The organism is Arthrobacter sp. KUASC02, assembly GCF_059739395.1.
In genome coordinates this window covers 3,646,108-3,661,874 of the sequence record NZ_AP046053.1, presented here as the reverse complement: position 1 = coordinate 3,661,874, position 15,767 = coordinate 3,646,108, and the positions used below count along the sequence as shown (strand labels likewise).

Here is a 15,767-nt window from a genome sequence, read left to right as displayed (position 1 = left end):
TGTGCGCTGAGCCTTTAGTTCCCAAGGGAGATGCAGTGAAGTACAGACTCGGTGAGTTATTTTCGGGCCCAGGCGGTCTCGCTTTGGGCGCCAAGCTGGCAGGAGTCAAGGTACCTGGACACGAAATCGTCCACCAGTGGGCGAGCGACTATGATCGCTCCACCTGCGACACCTACATCGCGAACATCCCGGGTGCATCCGCTGAATCGGTTCACTGCGAGGACGTCCGGACCTTTGAAACGCACTCACTACCTGAGATCGAGGGTTTTGCATTTGGGTTCCCCTGCAATGACTTCAGCATTGTCGGTGAGCAAAAAGGAATCGATGGCACCTTTGGACCCCTGTATCAGCACGGCATAAGCGTCCTGAAGTCCCACCAACCTCTGTGGTTCGTCGCTGAAAACGTCGGTGGCCTTCGAAGCTCCAATTCTGGCGATACCTTCGGGCTCATTTTGGGTGAAATGATCCAGGCCGGATATAGCGTTGTTCCCCATCTCTACAAATTCGAGCAGTACGGAGTTCCACAGGCGCGCCACCGGATTTTGATCGTGGGTATCCGAAACGATCAGGACGTTGAGTTTAAGGTCCCGTCACCGGCGCTTTACAGCCACATTGATGTTAGTTCCCGCTCGGCTATCGAACAGCCCCCTATTGCAGCTGACGCTCTCAATAACGAGCCTACAAAGCAGTCACCTGTGGTGCAGGAGCGATTATCCCACATCATGCCTGGCCAGAACGCTTTCACGGCAGATTTGCCGGAGCATCTCAAACTTAATGTGGCCGGTGCGACCATGAGCCAGATTTACAAGAGGCTTCGCCCCGATATGCCCTCTTACACCATCACGGGATCCGGAGGCGGGGGAACGCATGTTTATCACTGGTCGGAAAACCGTGCCTTGACGAACCGGGAACGAGCAAGGTTGCAGACATTCCCTGACTGGTACCACTTTCAAGGATCCAAGGAAAGCGTACGCAAGCAAATTGGCATGGCTGTGCCGGTGGAAGGAGCCCGCGTTGTTTTTGAGGCAGTATTGCGTACTTTCGCCGGGCTGGCTTACGATTCGGTGGAGCCCAATCTAATGAAGCGGGTTCCGGTCTTTTCGAGCTAAGTGCTCGACCTAATGGGGGTCCAATGTTTGCCACGGAGCTTTTCGAACGAGTCTTGATCCAGCCGCTTTTAGCCGGGGCTGACACCCTGACAATTGTTTCCGGCTACGCATCACCGGCCACGATCATTGAGCATATGAGTCGCATCAAGCGGGCCCTCGGTATCTCGGGTTCAGCATTGCCCAAGATGTCTATCGATCTTCGCATCGGCATGTTCGCGGCCGGCGGTACCACGCGGCCGGAGCACGACGCGTTCGTGCGTCTGACTGAACAAAGGCTCTTGGACGGAAGCCTGAAGGTTTCCTATTTTCCAGGGCCGCACGTCGTGCATTCCAAGGTGTATGTGTGGTCAGACAACGGCTCTCCCGTCGACGCTTTTGCAGGGTCGGCCAATTACACCAACCCCGGGTTTGGCCTGCAACGCACGGGACAGCAGAACGTCATGACCAACGTATATCCTGAGGTGGCAGCTGACTACTGCGAGTCCGGCGTGGATCTGTTGCTGTCCTGTTCCGACGTTGACGAAGCGACACGTGACCAGTTGCCCCTGCGTCATCAGCGCCCGTCCGAATTGGCTCTGGCGAGGTTGACTGAGCGTAGACCGGGGGAACTTTCAGGCGACCGTGAGTGGGTAGGCATTACACGTAGCTTGTCTCTGCTTAAGTCGAATGGTGATGACTATGCTCCCGGAGGCGGCATTAACTGGGGCCTGAGCCGTGGGCGGGCAAGCGAAGACGAGGCGTATATTTCTGTCCCATCTGCAATCGGACAGAGCGGATTCTTTCCGCCACGGAATGTAACCTTCGATATGGTGGGGGATGATTTGGAACTCCTCTCGGTAAGAATAGCCAGCGGCGACAACTCGTACGGGAAGGACCTAACAACTTCTGCGCCAAACTCGCACTTGGGGTCTTACATTCGCCGTCGTATGGGCCTAGCTTCAGGGGCGTTCGTTGGTAGGCAACAACTCGATCAATATGGGCGCTCGGACATCGACGTGACCTACCTCGGGAACGGTCAGTACGCTCTCGACTTCTCTGTGCACTAGTACAGGCTTGTGTTGCTACGCCCGCTGGCATTGGATTGAAACGGGCTGGGCCAGAGTTCTCGGCGGTGAAGCGCGACGGTGACGACACTGCCCGGGCTTCTGGGTTGGTCGGTACTTATAGTCAATGCACCTTCTACGTAGTTGACGGGTGTGGGTTGCGGCCCCGGTCCACGGACCGCAGGACGGTGGTATCCCACGATCACACCTGGTTCGGGCGGGACGGGCACAGTTCCTGGATCACCAATGGTTTATGGGTGGTCATGACCCTACGGTCGCCATTGAGTTTCCTCGCCCTTGCCACCCGGCGCCACGATGATTCCGAGGCAATATAGGTCCCCCGGTCCAGGGTCCGGTAGAACACTTGGGTCACGCTCAAATCCGCGGATTCATCGGTCAGAAACGCCTCGATATGAGCTCGTTCCTGGCCGCTGAGTGTCGCTGGCTGCACGCGTTCTTTCTGGACCGGGGTGCCGCATTCAAGGTCCGTGGCGCGGGGTTCCGTTACCAGGTAGGCCGGGAAACACCCATGACCTGGCACGCGGTCACCACGGTCAATCCGTCTGAGGCCTGCGACTGCTTCTTCTCGGATGGCGTCTGCAGCGGGGCCGGCTCCGCGCTCTCGGATAGTTTCTCCGAGACCCCGTGCGCTTTTTCCGTGGACTCCAACGCCGCCTTTAGAATCTCCTGACCGGTCCTTCGCCGCTTGCTCGGACGGGGCCGTGTAGACCGGCTTGAGCGCCTTGACGATCCCGTCGCGGTGCTGGCGTCCGGCTTAGCGGAAGCTGTTGCGCATCAGCTGCACAACGCACTGCTGCACCACCGTTCGCTCCCACGTGGTCGTGATCGCCACCGGCAGGCCCTTGAGCCCATCGCAGACAGCGATCAACACATCTTCCACACCCCGGTTCTTCAGCTCGGAGAACACCTGGAGCCAGAACCGGGCACCCTCACCGCCGTCGCCGGCCCAGATCCCCAGGATCTCCCGCTCCCCGTTCGCGGTGACGCCCATGACGACATAGAACGGAGTGTTGCGCACCTGCCCATCACGGACCTTGACTACGACCGCGTCCACGAAGAGCACCGGATAGACCGGATCCAGTGGACGGGCAGACCACTCCGCGAGTTCGCCAACAACCTTCTCCGTGATGCGGCTGATGGTGTCTTTGGAGACCTTGGCCCCGTAGACCTCCTCGAAATGCGCGGCGATTTCCCCGGTGGTCAGCCCCCGGGCGGACAGCGAGAGGACAATCTGGTCGATCCCGTCCAGACGCCGTTTCCGCTTGGGCACAATCACCGGCTCGAACGAGCCGTCCCGATCCCGGGGCACCACAATCTCGACCGGGCCGATCTCGGCCAGCACGGTCTTGGACCTGGTGCCGTTACGCATGCCATGCTCGTGGCCGAGGTGCTCGGTCAGTTCCGCTTCCAGCGCGGTCTCCAGCACATTCCTCGTGAGCTGGTTCAACAACCCCACCCGGGCCTACCAGGCTCACACCCTGCTCCTTGGCCTGCGCGAGCAACCGCTCCGCAAGCTCTTTCTGATCGATGATCTCTCCCGTCACAGGATCGATCATCACCCCTGCCATCTCGGCCGTGGACTCTGACACGGCCGTCCCCTTCCGGATCAGGCCGGACCCCCACACACCGTTTTTCTTACAGTCCCCACGGTCAGATCTCAGGTATTGTTCCCCCATGCCCACTGCGTAAGTTGGCTTACACGATGACGTCTAATTCGTTGACTGCACGAAGGACATCACAGTCCGAGGGGGATATAGGCAAGTGCAGGACGAGGTTCTGGTACCCGGGGTAGAACTGTTGGAATCGATGCGTTCGGTCGGGTACTCATTCGAATCCGCTATCGCCGACTTAGTGGATAACAGCATCACGGCTAAGGCCAAACGCGTGGACATTGTCGGCGATCCGGTAGAGGCAAAGTTCGTCACCATTACCGACGACGGCGATGGTATGGACCCGGCGACCGCCCGGGCAGCCTTGAGACTCGCAGGGTCTGTGGGGAACGGCGTGCGGGACAACGCGGACCTTGGGCGATTCGGTCTGGGTTTGAAGACAGCTTCGCTGTCTCAAGCTAGGCAACTCACGGTTGTTACGCGCAGGTCGGGAGTATCGACTGCCCTTCAGTGGGACATCGACCACGTGAAAGCAACGGGTCAATGGTCCCTTCAAGTCTTAGATGATGTAGAGCTCGAGGGTATTCCCGGAATAGAGACGTTTAGCGGGCGGGACTCTGGCACGCTAGTGGTCTGGCGGAACCTGGATTACCTCTTAGGGCGAGCGGAAGATGCGGAGGGAGTGATGGCCGAGCGGTTGTCCGGCCTGCGGGACCACCTGAGTCTGACTTTTCATCGGTTCCTTGAGGTGCATGCCGCGGGGCGCCTTCAGATCAGCGTCAACGGCCTTCTCGTTCAGCCTTTGGATCCGTTTTTGTCATCTAACCCTAAGACGCAACGGACATCTATGGAACGCATTGTTGTCGATGGGCACAAAATAGAAGCCACTGCTTTTACGCTTCCCCATACATCTGGAGTGACCCCAAAGGACCGCAAGCGTGCCGACTTGGGGGTCGACATGCGTGAAGCCCAGGGCTTCTATGTCTACAGGAATCGGCGCTTAATTTCTCACGGCCACTGGTATGGATTAGCGAAGCGAGACGAATTGACTAAGCAGGCGAGAATCCGAGTCGACCTGCCAAATTCTCTGGACCATCTGTGGCAACTGGATATAAAGAAGTCACGTGCTGAGCCGCCGCAGGTTTTTAAAACGCATCTACGCCGCATCCTCAGCGGCGTGATCGCAAAAAGCAAACGTGTACATACCTTCAGGGGGCGGAGGGAAACGGACAGAGAGATCGTCCGTATGTGGCTGAAGATTGTTGATCGCGACGGCTATCGCTACGAGGTAAACCAGGAACACCCATCGGTTCTCGCACTGTGCGACAACATTGATGCAGAGTCTAAGGTCACCCTAGCCCGCTTGCTTGCCGACCTTTCTGCAACCTTCCCCGTTTCAGACCTGTATGTTCACGCAGCCCAGAACGACCATCCCGTGCAAGTCACTGCCGATGCTGACGATGTACGTGCCCGACTGCGAGGCCTGCGGGACACTCACGCCTTTGCCGGCGCACCTGATCAGATTCTGAAGGTCCTGGCAGCAATCGAACCATTTGACCGTGTAAATGACCTAGAAACCCTTGTTGACGCCGTTTGGAAGGAAGATTCGTGATCGAGCTGGACGCTGAGAAGCGGAAACTGTTGCGTGCGCTGAATGGCACCATGGTCGATGATGAGACGATCGACTTAGACGAGGTGCGGGCGCGGGCTGTCGGTATGGCTCCATTTGTGTCAAAGGGGCTCGGCCCGGTGGATATCCAGTGGGTAGTCGACAGAGTTCTCGAGCTTCATGCCGTTGAACTCAAAATAGGTATTGGCGTCATCAACAAGTTGACATTCCAGCCTTGGGTCGAAATGCGGAAGGAGACAGTTCCCCGTGCCCGCTGGGACGCCTATGAGGAACTTCTCCTGCGGCGGGAGTGGAGCCCACGAGTTGTCGACAAATTGGATTCTCAAACTGACACAATTGTGGACTTAATGGGGGATCCCACAAAGGCCGGCGAATGGGCTAGAAGAGGACTGGCCATCGGGGAGGTGCAGTCAGGAAAGACGGCTACCTATATTGGAGTTCTAAACAAAGCCATCGATTACGGTTACAAGCTGATCATCGTAATCGGCGGTCATACTGAGGATTTGAGGCGGCAAACTCAGCGCCGGGTGGACTCCGATCTAACTGGACTTGACTCACTATTCATGAGCGAGAATATCGCTCAGGAGGCCACCATTCGAGTCGGTGTAGGCCAAATAAACGAAACTCTCCAGGCAAATGTACTGACTACGGCTCGCTCAGACTTCAATGCTGCGAGCAAAAGAGCCGGAGTAGTTGCTTTTGGAGACACGCCAACAGTGTTTGTCATAAAAAAGAACGCTAAAGTGCTCGCCAACCTCGCGGCATACCTGAAACGACAAGCGCCCCAAGGACAGCACACGCTACCATTGGTGGTCATCGACGACGAGGCGGACTGGGCTTCAATTAACACAAAATCGGAAGACGAGGTTGCGGCCGTAAACAAAGGCATACGCCATCTCCTCTCTGCTTCGTCACGCAATTCTTACATGGGTATTACGGCAACTCCTTTCGCCAACGTACTTATCGACGACGAAGTTGAGGACGATCTGTTCCCGCGTGACTATATCCAGTCACTGGAGAGTCCTTCTAACTATCAAGGGATCGAAACCTATCTTGGCGGTGAACCTGGTGCAACCAACCATCGCTCAATAATCACGGATGTATCAGACTGTCTTGAAGTATTGCCTTTCTCGCACAAACGCACGCGCGCCGTCGACGCCCTACCCGAAAGCATGCTGGAGGCGCTGTCGGCGTTCTATGTTGGCACGGCAATCCGGTTGACCCGCGAAGATGGACCACGTCCAGCCGCGATGATGGTCAACGTTTCGCGCTTCAACGACGTGCAAGCCAAGATAGCGAGCTTGACTGAACTCGCCGTGAGTGACATAAGCGCTGCCGTTCTTGCGGAGTTTGCGATGCCGGAGAATCGTGCCGAATCTATGGCCACTGGGCGCTTGCGCAGGGTGTTTGAACGCGAGTACTCACAGTCTGGAGTTATCTGGTCCGAGGTTCGTCCCCTTGTCATCGCCGTTGCCGAAGACATCCGTGTCGAACTTGTAAACGGTTTGACCATGGCCGGACGAAACAAGCGGCTGAGCGGAATGTCGCGCGATGCCCGTTTCGAGGAGTCCCTGAGACCGACAGTCTTTATTGGTGGCGACGTCTTGGCGCGCGGCCTGACGTTGGACGGACTGCAGATCAGCTACTATGTGCGCCGAGCAGGTGCGGCCGATACACTCCTCCAAATGGGACGCTGGTTTGGCTATCGGCCCCGCTATGAAGATCTAGTCCGAATCTGGATCGACGACGACGTTGTGAAACTCTTCAAGTACGTCGCTGAGCTCTCTGCGGACCTTCGTGCGTCGCTACGGGAAATGAATGCCCTTGAACTTACACCCAAGGACTTCGGCCTGAAGATGCGTCGACATCCTGAATCATTCATGATCACTGCCGCGAACAAGCAGAAGCATGGTGTGGCCTTCGAAGGCTTGATTTCTATACATGGAGCTACGTTCGAGTCTCACGTTCTGTCGTCCGATGCCGGGGATAGGGCACGAAATTTGGAGGCTGTGAAGAAGTTTGCTGTCGAAGTTCATGGATTGGGTCACGCAGAAGACCCCGAGTTGCGTTCCGGGCACCACCAGGTGTGGAGGTCAGTACCGGCGGACCTCATAGAGCGTCTCTTCACCAAGTTCCGTGGGTACGACCACGAACCATTCTTTGGTCGAGCTACGGGCGGGCAGGGGTTGGCCCAACTTGCGGCGTACCTCGCCGACGCTAAGAACGGCGATCTCTGGGACGTAGCATTCGTTAGCGGTAGCGGGGAGAATGCTTCGTTCGGCCCTATCACCGTCAAAAGTAGCGTTCGCGACGGTATTACTTCGGAGCACGGAGCCAAGGTGTTGCGAATGGGTAATAGGCGCGTGGCTGCCGGCAGTGACCTCAAGAACGTGCTCACAATTGAGCGTGTCCGGCAGTTGGAGCAGGAGTTGTCTGAGGACGAAAAAGTCACCGAAGGAACGATCGCCCGCAATGCCCTTGAACGTCCGGTCATCCTGATCTACGCAATTACTTCCCGATCCACGGATCTGGAAGAGTCGATATCCGAAGACGACCCGCTTGTCGCTCTCAAAGTAGCTTTTCCAGGACTAACCGCGGAAGAGGAGTTGCTAGAGCTGGAACAGGGGCATGGCGCCAAGTTCATTGTCAACAAGGTCTTCGCCCGAATTAACTTCGGCATGCCGACAACTGAGGACGACGACGAGGTCGAGGAATGAAAATTGAGGAGACGCTCGCTCGCGTGTTGGCGAAAGGCGACAACCAGATACTAGCCATAGAACACAGATGGTTCACCGTCTTTGCCCAGAATGTCGGAGGCCGTCCGGCGATTGTTTTGGAACTGCGCGAGGCTCTGCCACAGTTCGTTGACGGGGCCAAGGGATTCACAGTCTTCATTGACTCCCGGAACGATGGAACTAATTATTTACAAATCGCATCTACGGATAAGGGGCTCCGGCCGGCTTTTTCAGCATTATGTCGGCATCTACTTAGCGAAAGTAGTAAAGCTGCATCATTTCGCGGTGCTTTGGAAACATTCCTGAATGCCCTGGAGGGGTTCCGTAACCTTCTGGCGCGTCAGGTGGGTCGGTTGAGTGAAGAAAGAATCCGTGGCCTCTTCGCCGAGCTCATTATTTTGCGCCGCGTGCTCGAGTTGGGCATTGAACCAATCACAGCCCTCCGGGCTTGGAATGGCCCCTATGGAAACAGTAAAGACTTCATCTTCGTCTCCGGATACTGTGTAGAAGTGAAATCAGCACATCGCCCGGCGACTCGGGTGAGGATTACCAGTGTGGAGCAACTCGAGACTCCGGATATAACTTTACAGCTTGCCGTCGTTCCGATGGAGCGGGCTAACCCCAATGACGACGGTGCTATTGGTCTCACGTCGCTCATAGGCTCGCTGGCCGGGCAGCTGGGTAGTTCATTGGAAAGCCGCGAGTTGTGGGCGGATGCGTTGGACGCGATCAAGATCGACCTCACTGACGACTACTACGGCGAATGGTGGTTCGTGCCAACAGATGAACTGGTGTTCGACGTCCTGGGAGATTTCCCGCGCGTCAATGAGAAGTCGGTTCCTGCGGGTATCTCTGACGTGTCTTACAGTCTGGATCTTGGTGCGCTTGAGCATTACCAGAGCACGCTCAAGCTGGAAAACTAGTTGGAGCATTGGGGGCGTAATGAACGATTTTGAGAACGAGCTTCGCAACAACATTGCCTTGAGAGCGGCGGGAGAATCCGAATTCCAGCTGTATGCGTTTGCCGATGAGCTCGCGGAACGACTAGAGGCGGCAGAAGTAGTATTCGACGTCGCTGTCGAGCCGTTGCGTTGCACGGGGCGCCGTGGCCGAGTGTTGGAATTACTAGGTTACGCGGAGGACCATGCTGACGATTCCCTGGTTGTAATAGTGGGACTGCACTATGACGAGCCGGGGCGGGTCTTGACGATGACCGATGCAAAACGAATCTTCGCGTCGGGCGCTTCATTCCTCGAGCATGCGGCGGACGGCTGGCTGACTGAAAATCTGGAGCCAAGTTCCCGCGAAGCCGAACATGCCTCTTACTTCGCCCAGCAGTTGAAGCGTGCGGACCGTCTCAAGTTCATCCTCGTAACGGATGGGACTATGAGCCAGCGCATCAAGACCATCCCAACCAATCAGGTGTGTGAGAAAGCTGCGTCATACACAATTTGGGATGTTCGTCGATTTGAGGAGCTCTCGCTCTCCGAAAGCGGCCGTGACGAGCTTGAAATCGATCTCACGCGATGGGTGCCAGATGGTTTGTCTTGTCTCGTGGGAGCGCAGAGCGGCGAACACGCCAAGAGCTATTTGGCCGTTTTGCCGGGGAAACTGTTAGCCGAAGTCTTCCAAGAATTCGGAAGCCAGCTACTTGAGTCCAACGTACGTACGTTTCTGAGTGCGCGTGGCAAGGTCAACAAGGGGATCCAGTATACGCTTGCGCACGAACCCGAGATGTTCCTGGCCTACAACAACGGGCTTACGACCACAGCCACAGACATCGACGTAGTCACGTCGGCCGGCGGCGTAAGAATTCGTTCCATACGGAACTGGCAAATTGTGAATGGAGGGCAGACCACCTCATCACTGTTGTACTTCCTGAAGCAGCAGGGACGTGAATTGGACGACGTTTTCGTGCAGATGAAACTGGTCACCGTCGATGCGGATCAAGCCGGGAGTCTGGTCGCCAACATCTCTCGCTTTGCGAATAGCCAAAACAAGGTTAGCGAAGCTGACTTCTTCTCCAATAGTGAGTTCCATGTGCGACTTGAGCAGATCAGTCGACGGCTCAAAGCGCCCGCGCAGGAGGGTGAGCAGTACCAAACACGATGGTTCTATGAACGCACACGCGGGCAGTATGAAAACACTCGGAATGCTGGTTCCGCCACCGAGAAGAGAAAGTTCGACCTGGAGTACCCGAAGCGCCAGAAGGTGACAAAGACCGACTGGGCAAAGTATGCCTTCTCTTGGTCTCAGAAGCCACACCTCGTGAGCAGGGGGGCGCAGAGCAATTTCACGGCCTATGCCGTTCTGGCAGATAAGGCTTGGAGTGAAAGACCTGACGAATTCGGTGACGCATACTTCCGGGCTAACATCGCGAAAGCCATCATGTACAACGAACTCCGCTCAGCTATCGTGAAGGAACCGTGGCAGGGTACTGGCTACCTGGCCAACGTCGTGACGTACGCGATATCCAAGTTCTCATATGAGGTAGAGCGCCAGTTCCCGGGGTCGAAGTTCGACTTTGAGGCAGTATGGCTGCGACAAAAGCTGAGCAAGACAACACTAGGTGCGCTTGTAACCACCGCGCGCGCGATGCACCGCGTCCTGACGGATGAAAATCGGCCTCAGGACAACGTAACCCAATGGGCGAAGCAGGAAGCCTGCTGGAACATTGCAAAACTGGCGCGATTTGAGTTGCCAGACGACCTGGCAAGTGACTTGATCGCAGGGGTGAGCCTCAGTAGCCGTCAAGGAGAGGCACGAAAGCAACGCCGCATGGACACTGGCTTTGAGACGATCGAACGGATGCTCAACGTTGCGCCGCACGTTTGGGAGGAAGTCCTTTCCGAGGGCGGCCACGCAGGAGTGATCAGCCCCACAGACAGGGATATCATTTTGACGGTCGCGCGACGAAAGCTGGTTCCGACTGAAAGGCAGGCCGCACGTCTTCTTAGTGCACTGGAAAAGTGCGCGAGTAATGCACTTATCAGCCGCACGGACTTCTAAAGCGTTCGAAGAGTGCAAATTCGGGTAACCATGGCGCGCATCGAGCGACTGTTACTGCTCACATGGAGGGAAATAGGTGCAACAATATCTCGAGTAGTTTGCGGCCTTGATGTTCATCAAGCTGGATAACTTGACTGACTTTCGGTGCTGATGCCCGGTCATCGGATCCGTACGTGGCCAGATGCAGAATTCGCCCCCGCTCGGGGTCTTCCAGAACTTGATAAGTGCAGTCGACTTCGGTGCGGTTTAACCGCACCGCTGAGTGGCCGGGCTCTATGCTTCGAATTATCGCCATGACTCGAATGCTAAGCGCAGAAGGCGAATTTTCATATGTTGGACACGATCGCGAAGAAGGTTTTGAACTGCAATTTCCCGCCGCCACCTCCACCTGTACCCCGCATCCCTAAACTTTGTCACCTGCTCCGGTTCCGCGCCGTCGTCCGTCACCAGCTCCACGGCAGTGCTAGACGGGCCCAGGCATGGAAGGGCCGCAGGCTGAGCTTGGACGAATCCGCCAGCACGTACACGTCCCGCCCACGCCGGGCCATGAGCTCCTTGAGCCGGGTCTTGGCGTGATCGGCCTCGCAGATGCCGTCCTCGGCGGTGACGGCGTCCGCGCCTAGGAACACCCGGTCAAAGCTCATCCGCTCCAGCGCCGCCTCGGCCAGCGGGCCCACGAAGCTCTGGCTCAGGCTCCGCAGCCGGCCGCAAGGCAGTCCACCTCGATGCCCTCCGAATCGGCCAGTTCCTGCATGGTGTTGATGCCCGGCGTCGTCACGGACAGCTTCTCGAACCCCCGGAGCTCGTGGGCAAGGGCACCCACGGTGGAACCGGCGTCGAGCAGGATGTTCTCCCCGGGCCGGATCACCGACGCCGCCCAGCGGGCGATGGCATGCTTCTGCTCAAACGCCTCGCCCGTGCTCTGCCGCAGCGACGCCTCCGGGTGAGCTCCCAGCGCCATGGCCCCGCCGTAGGTGCGGGCCAGCCAGCCCTGCCCGTTCAGCAGCGCCAGGTCCCGGCGGATGGTGGAGGCCGTCACCTCGAACCGGGCGGACAGCTCCTCCACAGAGGCCAAGCCGGTGGTCACGGCAAGGTGGTAGATCTCCTCGCGCCGCGCATTTGCGCTCAGCATTCCCGGTCTGGCCGGTGCTGCACGGGGTTACCCGGTACCGCTAAACCGCTCAGGCGCTGTGTCATTTAGTGAGGAGGGACCCCATGCGCCGCTCTTGGGCAGGGTCTCGTCGATCTCGTGCCACCGCTCCCATGCTGCTTGGCGCGTGACTCCTAGAGAGGTTGCGATCTCCGCCCAGGAGAGGCCCGCCTTCCGCGCGTACTTCACGGTCACGAGTTCAGTGTTGTCACACGTCTGGCGGACTTGCTGTATCGCCATCAGGGTGGCGACTACCTCAGCCTTCCAACTCTGTGGGCTCGACATGGACGCACCAGTAGAGCGAGGTCCCTTCATGGCCCTATGTACGGTGGGGCCGCCGCTATATCTCGCCATGAAGTCAGCGTGCCCGTGCGCAGCTGTCTTGTCAAGGTACCTTGACAAGACAGCTGCGCACGGGGCCTTGCGGATCCGTGCTCAGGTGATGATTCCTGTACTAGTGAGGAAGCTGCTGTCAGTCCGGAAACGTACTGGATGAATGGCCAGGCCTGCCAGACGAGCAGGGACGCCGAGCTGGAACGCTTGCTTGCCCTTGGTGCCCGCCAGGCCGATGTCGGTCAGACAGGCGCCAAGCAGTGGCACGTCCTGTCTGACCCAGAGGGCAACGAGTTCTGCCTCCTGCGCAAGGGCTTGACTTCTGACCGGGCGGTGAAGCTAAACCAGCAGGTCCCCTCCCGTGTCGTTCATGCCCGCACGGAATGCCGCATACCGGTCATCGCGGCGACCCACCAATAGTCCTAGCGCTTCCACCGCGTGAAGATCCGCGGCACCCATATCCGTGGACAACCAGCGGACAAGCAGCTCGGCGTCCCCGACGGACCGCACCGCAGAGGCCAAAGCCACATCCAGCTGGTCCCGCAGCAGCTGGACCCCCAGAACACCCGACCTGCTGAGCAGGGGAGCGGTGTACGCCTCGAGCGCTTCGGCTACTTGCCCGTCGCGCAGCAGCCGCGGCACCCGCCCGGAATCCGTGCACCCGGCCAGCCCGGTAACCAGCCGGTACGGGTTCGACTCCACCGCGTCGCCCAGCATCGACCGGACCCGGAACATCTCCGTGCGGATGGCCTGCGGAGTGCCCGCATCCCCGTGCAGTTCATACGTCAGCTCCTCGGCGCTCCACCCCTGCGACCGGGAATCCAGCAGCGCTAGGATCTCTGCCCGGCGGCAGCGTTAGCGGCACCCGGCTGCCGTCGGCAAACACCGCGGCGAACTTGTCGCCGAGCACCTCCAATGACTCAACCGCAGCGCCGGGCTGGCGCACAACCTGCCGGGAGGCACGCACGGAAGACGCAACACCCAAGGAGGCAGCGCCGCCGACGTCCCCAGCAGGGACTCAGCCACCCGGACAGCGCACCGCGCCATCGCGGCGTGTCCGCGCTGTTGGTGTCCAGCGGCCCCGAGACGTCCAGTACGCCGAGCAGCCGGCCGGTGGCCGGGTCCATGATGGGCGCCCCGTGCAGGCCCAGTCGTGGTGGGTGCGGACCAGGTGCTTGGCGGAGAACAGCTGCACCGGCCCGGCGGTGACCAGCGCCTCGCTGACGGCGTTCAGGTCACGAAGCGCCGGCAGCACCTGCTGCAGCCGGTGCTCCCGCAGCAGCTCCAAGGACGTCGGCGGCGTCGTGCAGGTGGCGCGGGCTGTGCTGGTCCCGGCTGATGCCCAGGGCCATGCAGCGGCGTCACGAATCGGTTGGGCCTCGTGAGCCGATAAGCTCACGAGGTGTCTATGAGCGATGAGTCTAATGGGGGTCGGAGAGCCGCATGGCTGACGATGACGTGCAGTACGAGTTCAAGGAAGTGCGTGCGATACGCGGCACTGAAGGAAGGACGACAAGAAAGTGGCAGGAGTCCGGCTGGGAACTAGTCACCCAAGAGCCGGGCCCGTTGTTGCAGTCGAAGTTGACTTTCCGCCGCCCTAAGCCGAAGATGCCGTGGCGCCCAATGGCAGTGTTGGGCGGTGCTGTTCTGCTGGTGGCTGTCGTGGGTAGCATCGTCGGCGCGATTCAGGGAGGCGACGGCGCGCCCGAGGCATCCACGCCACCGACCGAGGCTGCGGTCGTGCAGAGCCAACAGCCGTCCGCAGAACCGAAAGCGCCTGAGCCCGCAGCAAAAAGCTATGCGTACCAAGGGCCGCCATATGAGATCGTCGCGATCGATAGAAATCAGGGCCCAGCGAAACTAAACCAGTACTGGGTATACACGAGCAAGTTGGACTATTCGTCGGATGCGTACAAAGACCAGATCAAAATGCTCATCGCGGATGTGGCACATGCCCAGGGCACAAACAAGTTCCTCGTGGAAGTCGTTACAGACAAGGAGATAGCCCAGGCAGAGTCGCCGTCGACGTACGAAAGCTTCGTCGAGGAGCATGGGGTGGGCTACGCCCTAAAAACTATTCCCCAGAAAGAAAAGACAGAGTGGGTCGCATCGTATACAGGCGGTTTTGACCCAGACTCCGGAGAAGCAAGCGATTCCGCCAAGGCTTTTGAAGTTGTTTGGTTCATCGCTGCGGACGCTAAAATCGAGAAGTGGCAGCCTGAAGCTGCGGGCTGATCCACTAAGAAACCGGACCGGTGAACAACGCAGCTTGGCGACGATCCCTCGCCGCAAATGTGGCGCGAACATCGAGGCTACCCTTGCTCCCACCTGACCGCCGCCACCTCAACCTCAACCCCTGCATCCCTAAACTTCCTCACCTGCGCCGGATCCGCGCCGTCGTCCGTCACCAGGGTCCACGGCAACGCCAGCCGCGCCCACGCATGAAAGGGCCGCAGCCCCAGCTTGGACGAGTCCGCCAGGACGTACACCTCCCGGCCGCGCCTCGCCATGAGCTCCTTGAGCCGGGTCTGGGCGTGGTCGGCCTCGCAGATGCCGTCTTCGGCGGTGACGGCGTCGGCGCCCAGGAACACGCGGTCAAAGCTCATCCGTTCCAGCGCAGCCTCGGCCAACGGACCCACAAAACTTTGCGAAAGGCTCCGCAGCCGGCCGCCCAGGCAGTCCACCTCAATGCCCTCCGAATCGGCCAGTTCCTGCATGGTGTTGATGCCCGGCGTCGTGACGGACAGCTTCTCGAAACCCCGCAGCTCATGCGCCAGGGCACCCACGGTGGAGCCGGCGTCGAGCAGGATGTTCTCCCCGGGCCGGATCACGGACGCCGCCCAGCGGGCGATCGCGTGCTTCTGCTCAAACGCTTCCCCGGTGCGCTGCCGCAGCGACGCCTCCGGGTGCGCGCCCATTGCCATGGCACCGCCATACGTGCGCGCCAGCCGGCCCTGGCCGTTCAGCAACGCCAGGTCGCGGCGGATGGTGGACGCCGTCACCTCGAACCGGGCGGACAGTTCCTCCACGGAGGCCAGGCCGGTGGTGACGGCGAGGTGGTAGATCTCCTCGCGCCTGGCATTTGCGCTCAGCATTCCCGGTCTCCTTCGCGTGGGCGTGCTTACCA

Annotated in this window: 12 protein-coding genes and 2 pseudogenes; 8 read left to right on the top strand and 6 right to left on the bottom strand. The window is 58.9% G+C overall.

Annotated features, from left to right (window positions below; all coding sequences use genetic code 11):
• Window positions 1-35 precede the first annotated feature (35 nt).
• The gene (locus AC6JAC_RS16790) at window positions 36-1,109 is read left to right on the top strand and encodes a DNA cytosine methyltransferase (protein WP_497965590.1); all 1,074 of its coding nucleotides are present in this window, start codon (window positions 36-38) and stop codon (window positions 1,107-1,109) included.
• Window positions 1,110-1,132: 23 nt separating this feature from the next.
• Window positions 1,133-2,155, top strand: a complete 1,023-nt coding sequence (locus AC6JAC_RS16785; protein ID WP_497965588.1) for a restriction endonuclease PLD domain-containing protein — start codon at window positions 1,133-1,135, stop codon at window positions 2,153-2,155.
• 688 nt (window positions 2,156-2,843) lie between these two features.
• On the opposite strand, the pseudogene AC6JAC_RS16780 reads toward AC6JAC_RS16785, so the two are convergent.
• Window positions 2,844-3,729 (bottom strand): annotated as a pseudogene (locus AC6JAC_RS16780) (IS256 family transposase); the annotation flags it as partial.
• Between the two features lie 205 nt (window positions 3,730-3,934).
• Between AC6JAC_RS16780 and AC6JAC_RS16775 the strand changes: the two are divergent.
• From AC6JAC_RS16775 to AC6JAC_RS16760, 4 genes are read left to right on the top strand one after another with little or no spacing between them, the layout of a single operon-like run.
• A complete protein-coding gene (locus AC6JAC_RS16775) occupies window positions 3,935-5,395 on the top strand; it encodes an ATP-binding protein (RefSeq protein ID WP_497965586.1) in 1,461 nt (486 codons plus the stop codon).
• A complete protein-coding gene (locus AC6JAC_RS16770; RefSeq protein WP_497965584.1) occupies window positions 5,392-8,130 on the top strand; it encodes a Z1 domain-containing protein in 2,739 nt (912 codons plus the stop codon). The genes AC6JAC_RS16775 and AC6JAC_RS16770 overlap by 4 nt, the downstream gene beginning before the upstream one ends.
• The gene (locus tag AC6JAC_RS16765) at window positions 8,127-9,071 is read left to right on the top strand and encodes a PD-(D/E)XK motif protein (protein WP_497965582.1); all 945 of its coding nucleotides are present in this window, start codon (window positions 8,127-8,129) and stop codon (window positions 9,069-9,071) included. Before AC6JAC_RS16770 ends, AC6JAC_RS16765 begins: the two co-directional genes overlap by 4 nt.
• 19 nt (window positions 9,072-9,090) lie before the next feature.
• Window positions 9,091-11,157: an AIPR family protein gene (locus AC6JAC_RS16760; protein ID WP_497965580.1), complete on the top strand. Its 2,067-nt coding sequence runs from the start codon at window positions 9,091-9,093 to the stop codon at window positions 11,155-11,157.
• Window positions 11,158-11,600: 443 nt separating this feature from the next.
• On the opposite strand, the gene AC6JAC_RS16755 is transcribed toward AC6JAC_RS16760, so the two are convergent.
• Window positions 11,601-11,834, bottom strand: a complete 234-nt coding sequence (locus tag AC6JAC_RS16755; protein ID WP_497965578.1) for a hypothetical protein — start codon at window positions 11,832-11,834, stop codon at window positions 11,601-11,603.
• Between the two features lie 11 nt (window positions 11,835-11,845).
• Window positions 11,846-12,289 (bottom strand): DeoR/GlpR family DNA-binding transcription regulator, encoded by a 444-nt coding sequence (locus tag AC6JAC_RS16750; protein WP_497965576.1) that lies wholly within the window; start codon window positions 12,287-12,289, stop codon window positions 11,846-11,848.
• Between the two features lie 537 nt (window positions 12,290-12,826).
• On the opposite strand from AC6JAC_RS16750, the pseudogene AC6JAC_RS16745 reads away from it, so the two are divergent.
• A pseudogene (locus AC6JAC_RS16745) lies at window positions 12,827-12,958 on the top strand (VOC family protein); the annotation flags it as partial.
• A 21-nt stretch (window positions 12,959-12,979) separates the two neighbouring features.
• Here AC6JAC_RS16745 and AC6JAC_RS16740 read toward each other — a convergent pair.
• Window positions 12,980-13,375 (bottom strand): hypothetical protein, encoded by a 396-nt coding sequence (locus AC6JAC_RS16740; protein ID WP_497965574.1) that lies wholly within the window; start codon window positions 13,373-13,375, stop codon window positions 12,980-12,982.
• A 283-nt stretch (window positions 13,376-13,658) separates the two neighbouring features.
• Window positions 13,659-14,039, bottom strand: coding sequence for a hypothetical protein (locus AC6JAC_RS16735; RefSeq protein ID WP_497965573.1), 381 nt, complete (start codon window positions 14,037-14,039; stop codon window positions 13,659-13,661).
• Between the two features lie 44 nt (window positions 14,040-14,083).
• Here AC6JAC_RS16735 and AC6JAC_RS16730 point away from each other — a divergent pair, with 44 nt between their 5' ends.
• A complete protein-coding gene (locus AC6JAC_RS16730) occupies window positions 14,084-14,875 on the top strand; it encodes a hypothetical protein (protein ID WP_497965571.1) in 792 nt (263 codons plus the stop codon).
• Between the two features lie 77 nt (window positions 14,876-14,952).
• Here the strand turns inward: AC6JAC_RS16730 and AC6JAC_RS16725 are convergent, their stop codons facing one another.
• Window positions 14,953-15,735: a DeoR/GlpR family DNA-binding transcription regulator gene (locus tag AC6JAC_RS16725; protein ID WP_497965569.1), complete on the bottom strand. Its 783-nt coding sequence runs from the start codon at window positions 15,733-15,735 to the stop codon at window positions 14,953-14,955.
• Between the last annotated feature and the right edge of the window lie 32 nt (window positions 15,736-15,767).

Excerpts from the sequence above, each read along its gene's own strand:
- AC6JAC_RS16750 (WP_497965576.1), bottom strand. The coding sequence starts at position 12,289 with ATGCTGAGCGCAAATGCGCGGCGCGAGGAGATCTACCACCTTGCCGTG.
- AC6JAC_RS16765 (WP_497965582.1), top strand. The coding sequence starts at position 8,127 with ATGAAAATTGAGGAGACGCTCGCTCGCGTGTTGGCGAAAGGCGACAAC.
- AC6JAC_RS16725 (WP_497965569.1), bottom strand. The coding sequence starts at position 15,735 with ATGCTGAGCGCAAATGCCAGGCGCGAGGAGATCTACCACCTCGCCGTC.
- AC6JAC_RS16730 (WP_497965571.1), top strand. The coding sequence starts at position 14,084 with ATGGCTGACGATGACGTGCAGTACGAGTTCAAGGAAGTGCGTGCGATA.
- AC6JAC_RS16760 (WP_497965580.1), top strand. The coding sequence starts at position 9,091 with ATGAACGATTTTGAGAACGAGCTTCGCAACAACATTGCCTTGAGAGCG.
- AC6JAC_RS16740 (WP_497965574.1), bottom strand. The coding sequence starts at position 13,375 with ATGTTCCGGGTCCGGTCGATGCTGGGCGACGCGGTGGAGTCGAACCCG.
- AC6JAC_RS16785 (WP_497965588.1), top strand. The coding sequence starts at position 1,133 with ATGTTTGCCACGGAGCTTTTCGAACGAGTCTTGATCCAGCCGCTTTTA.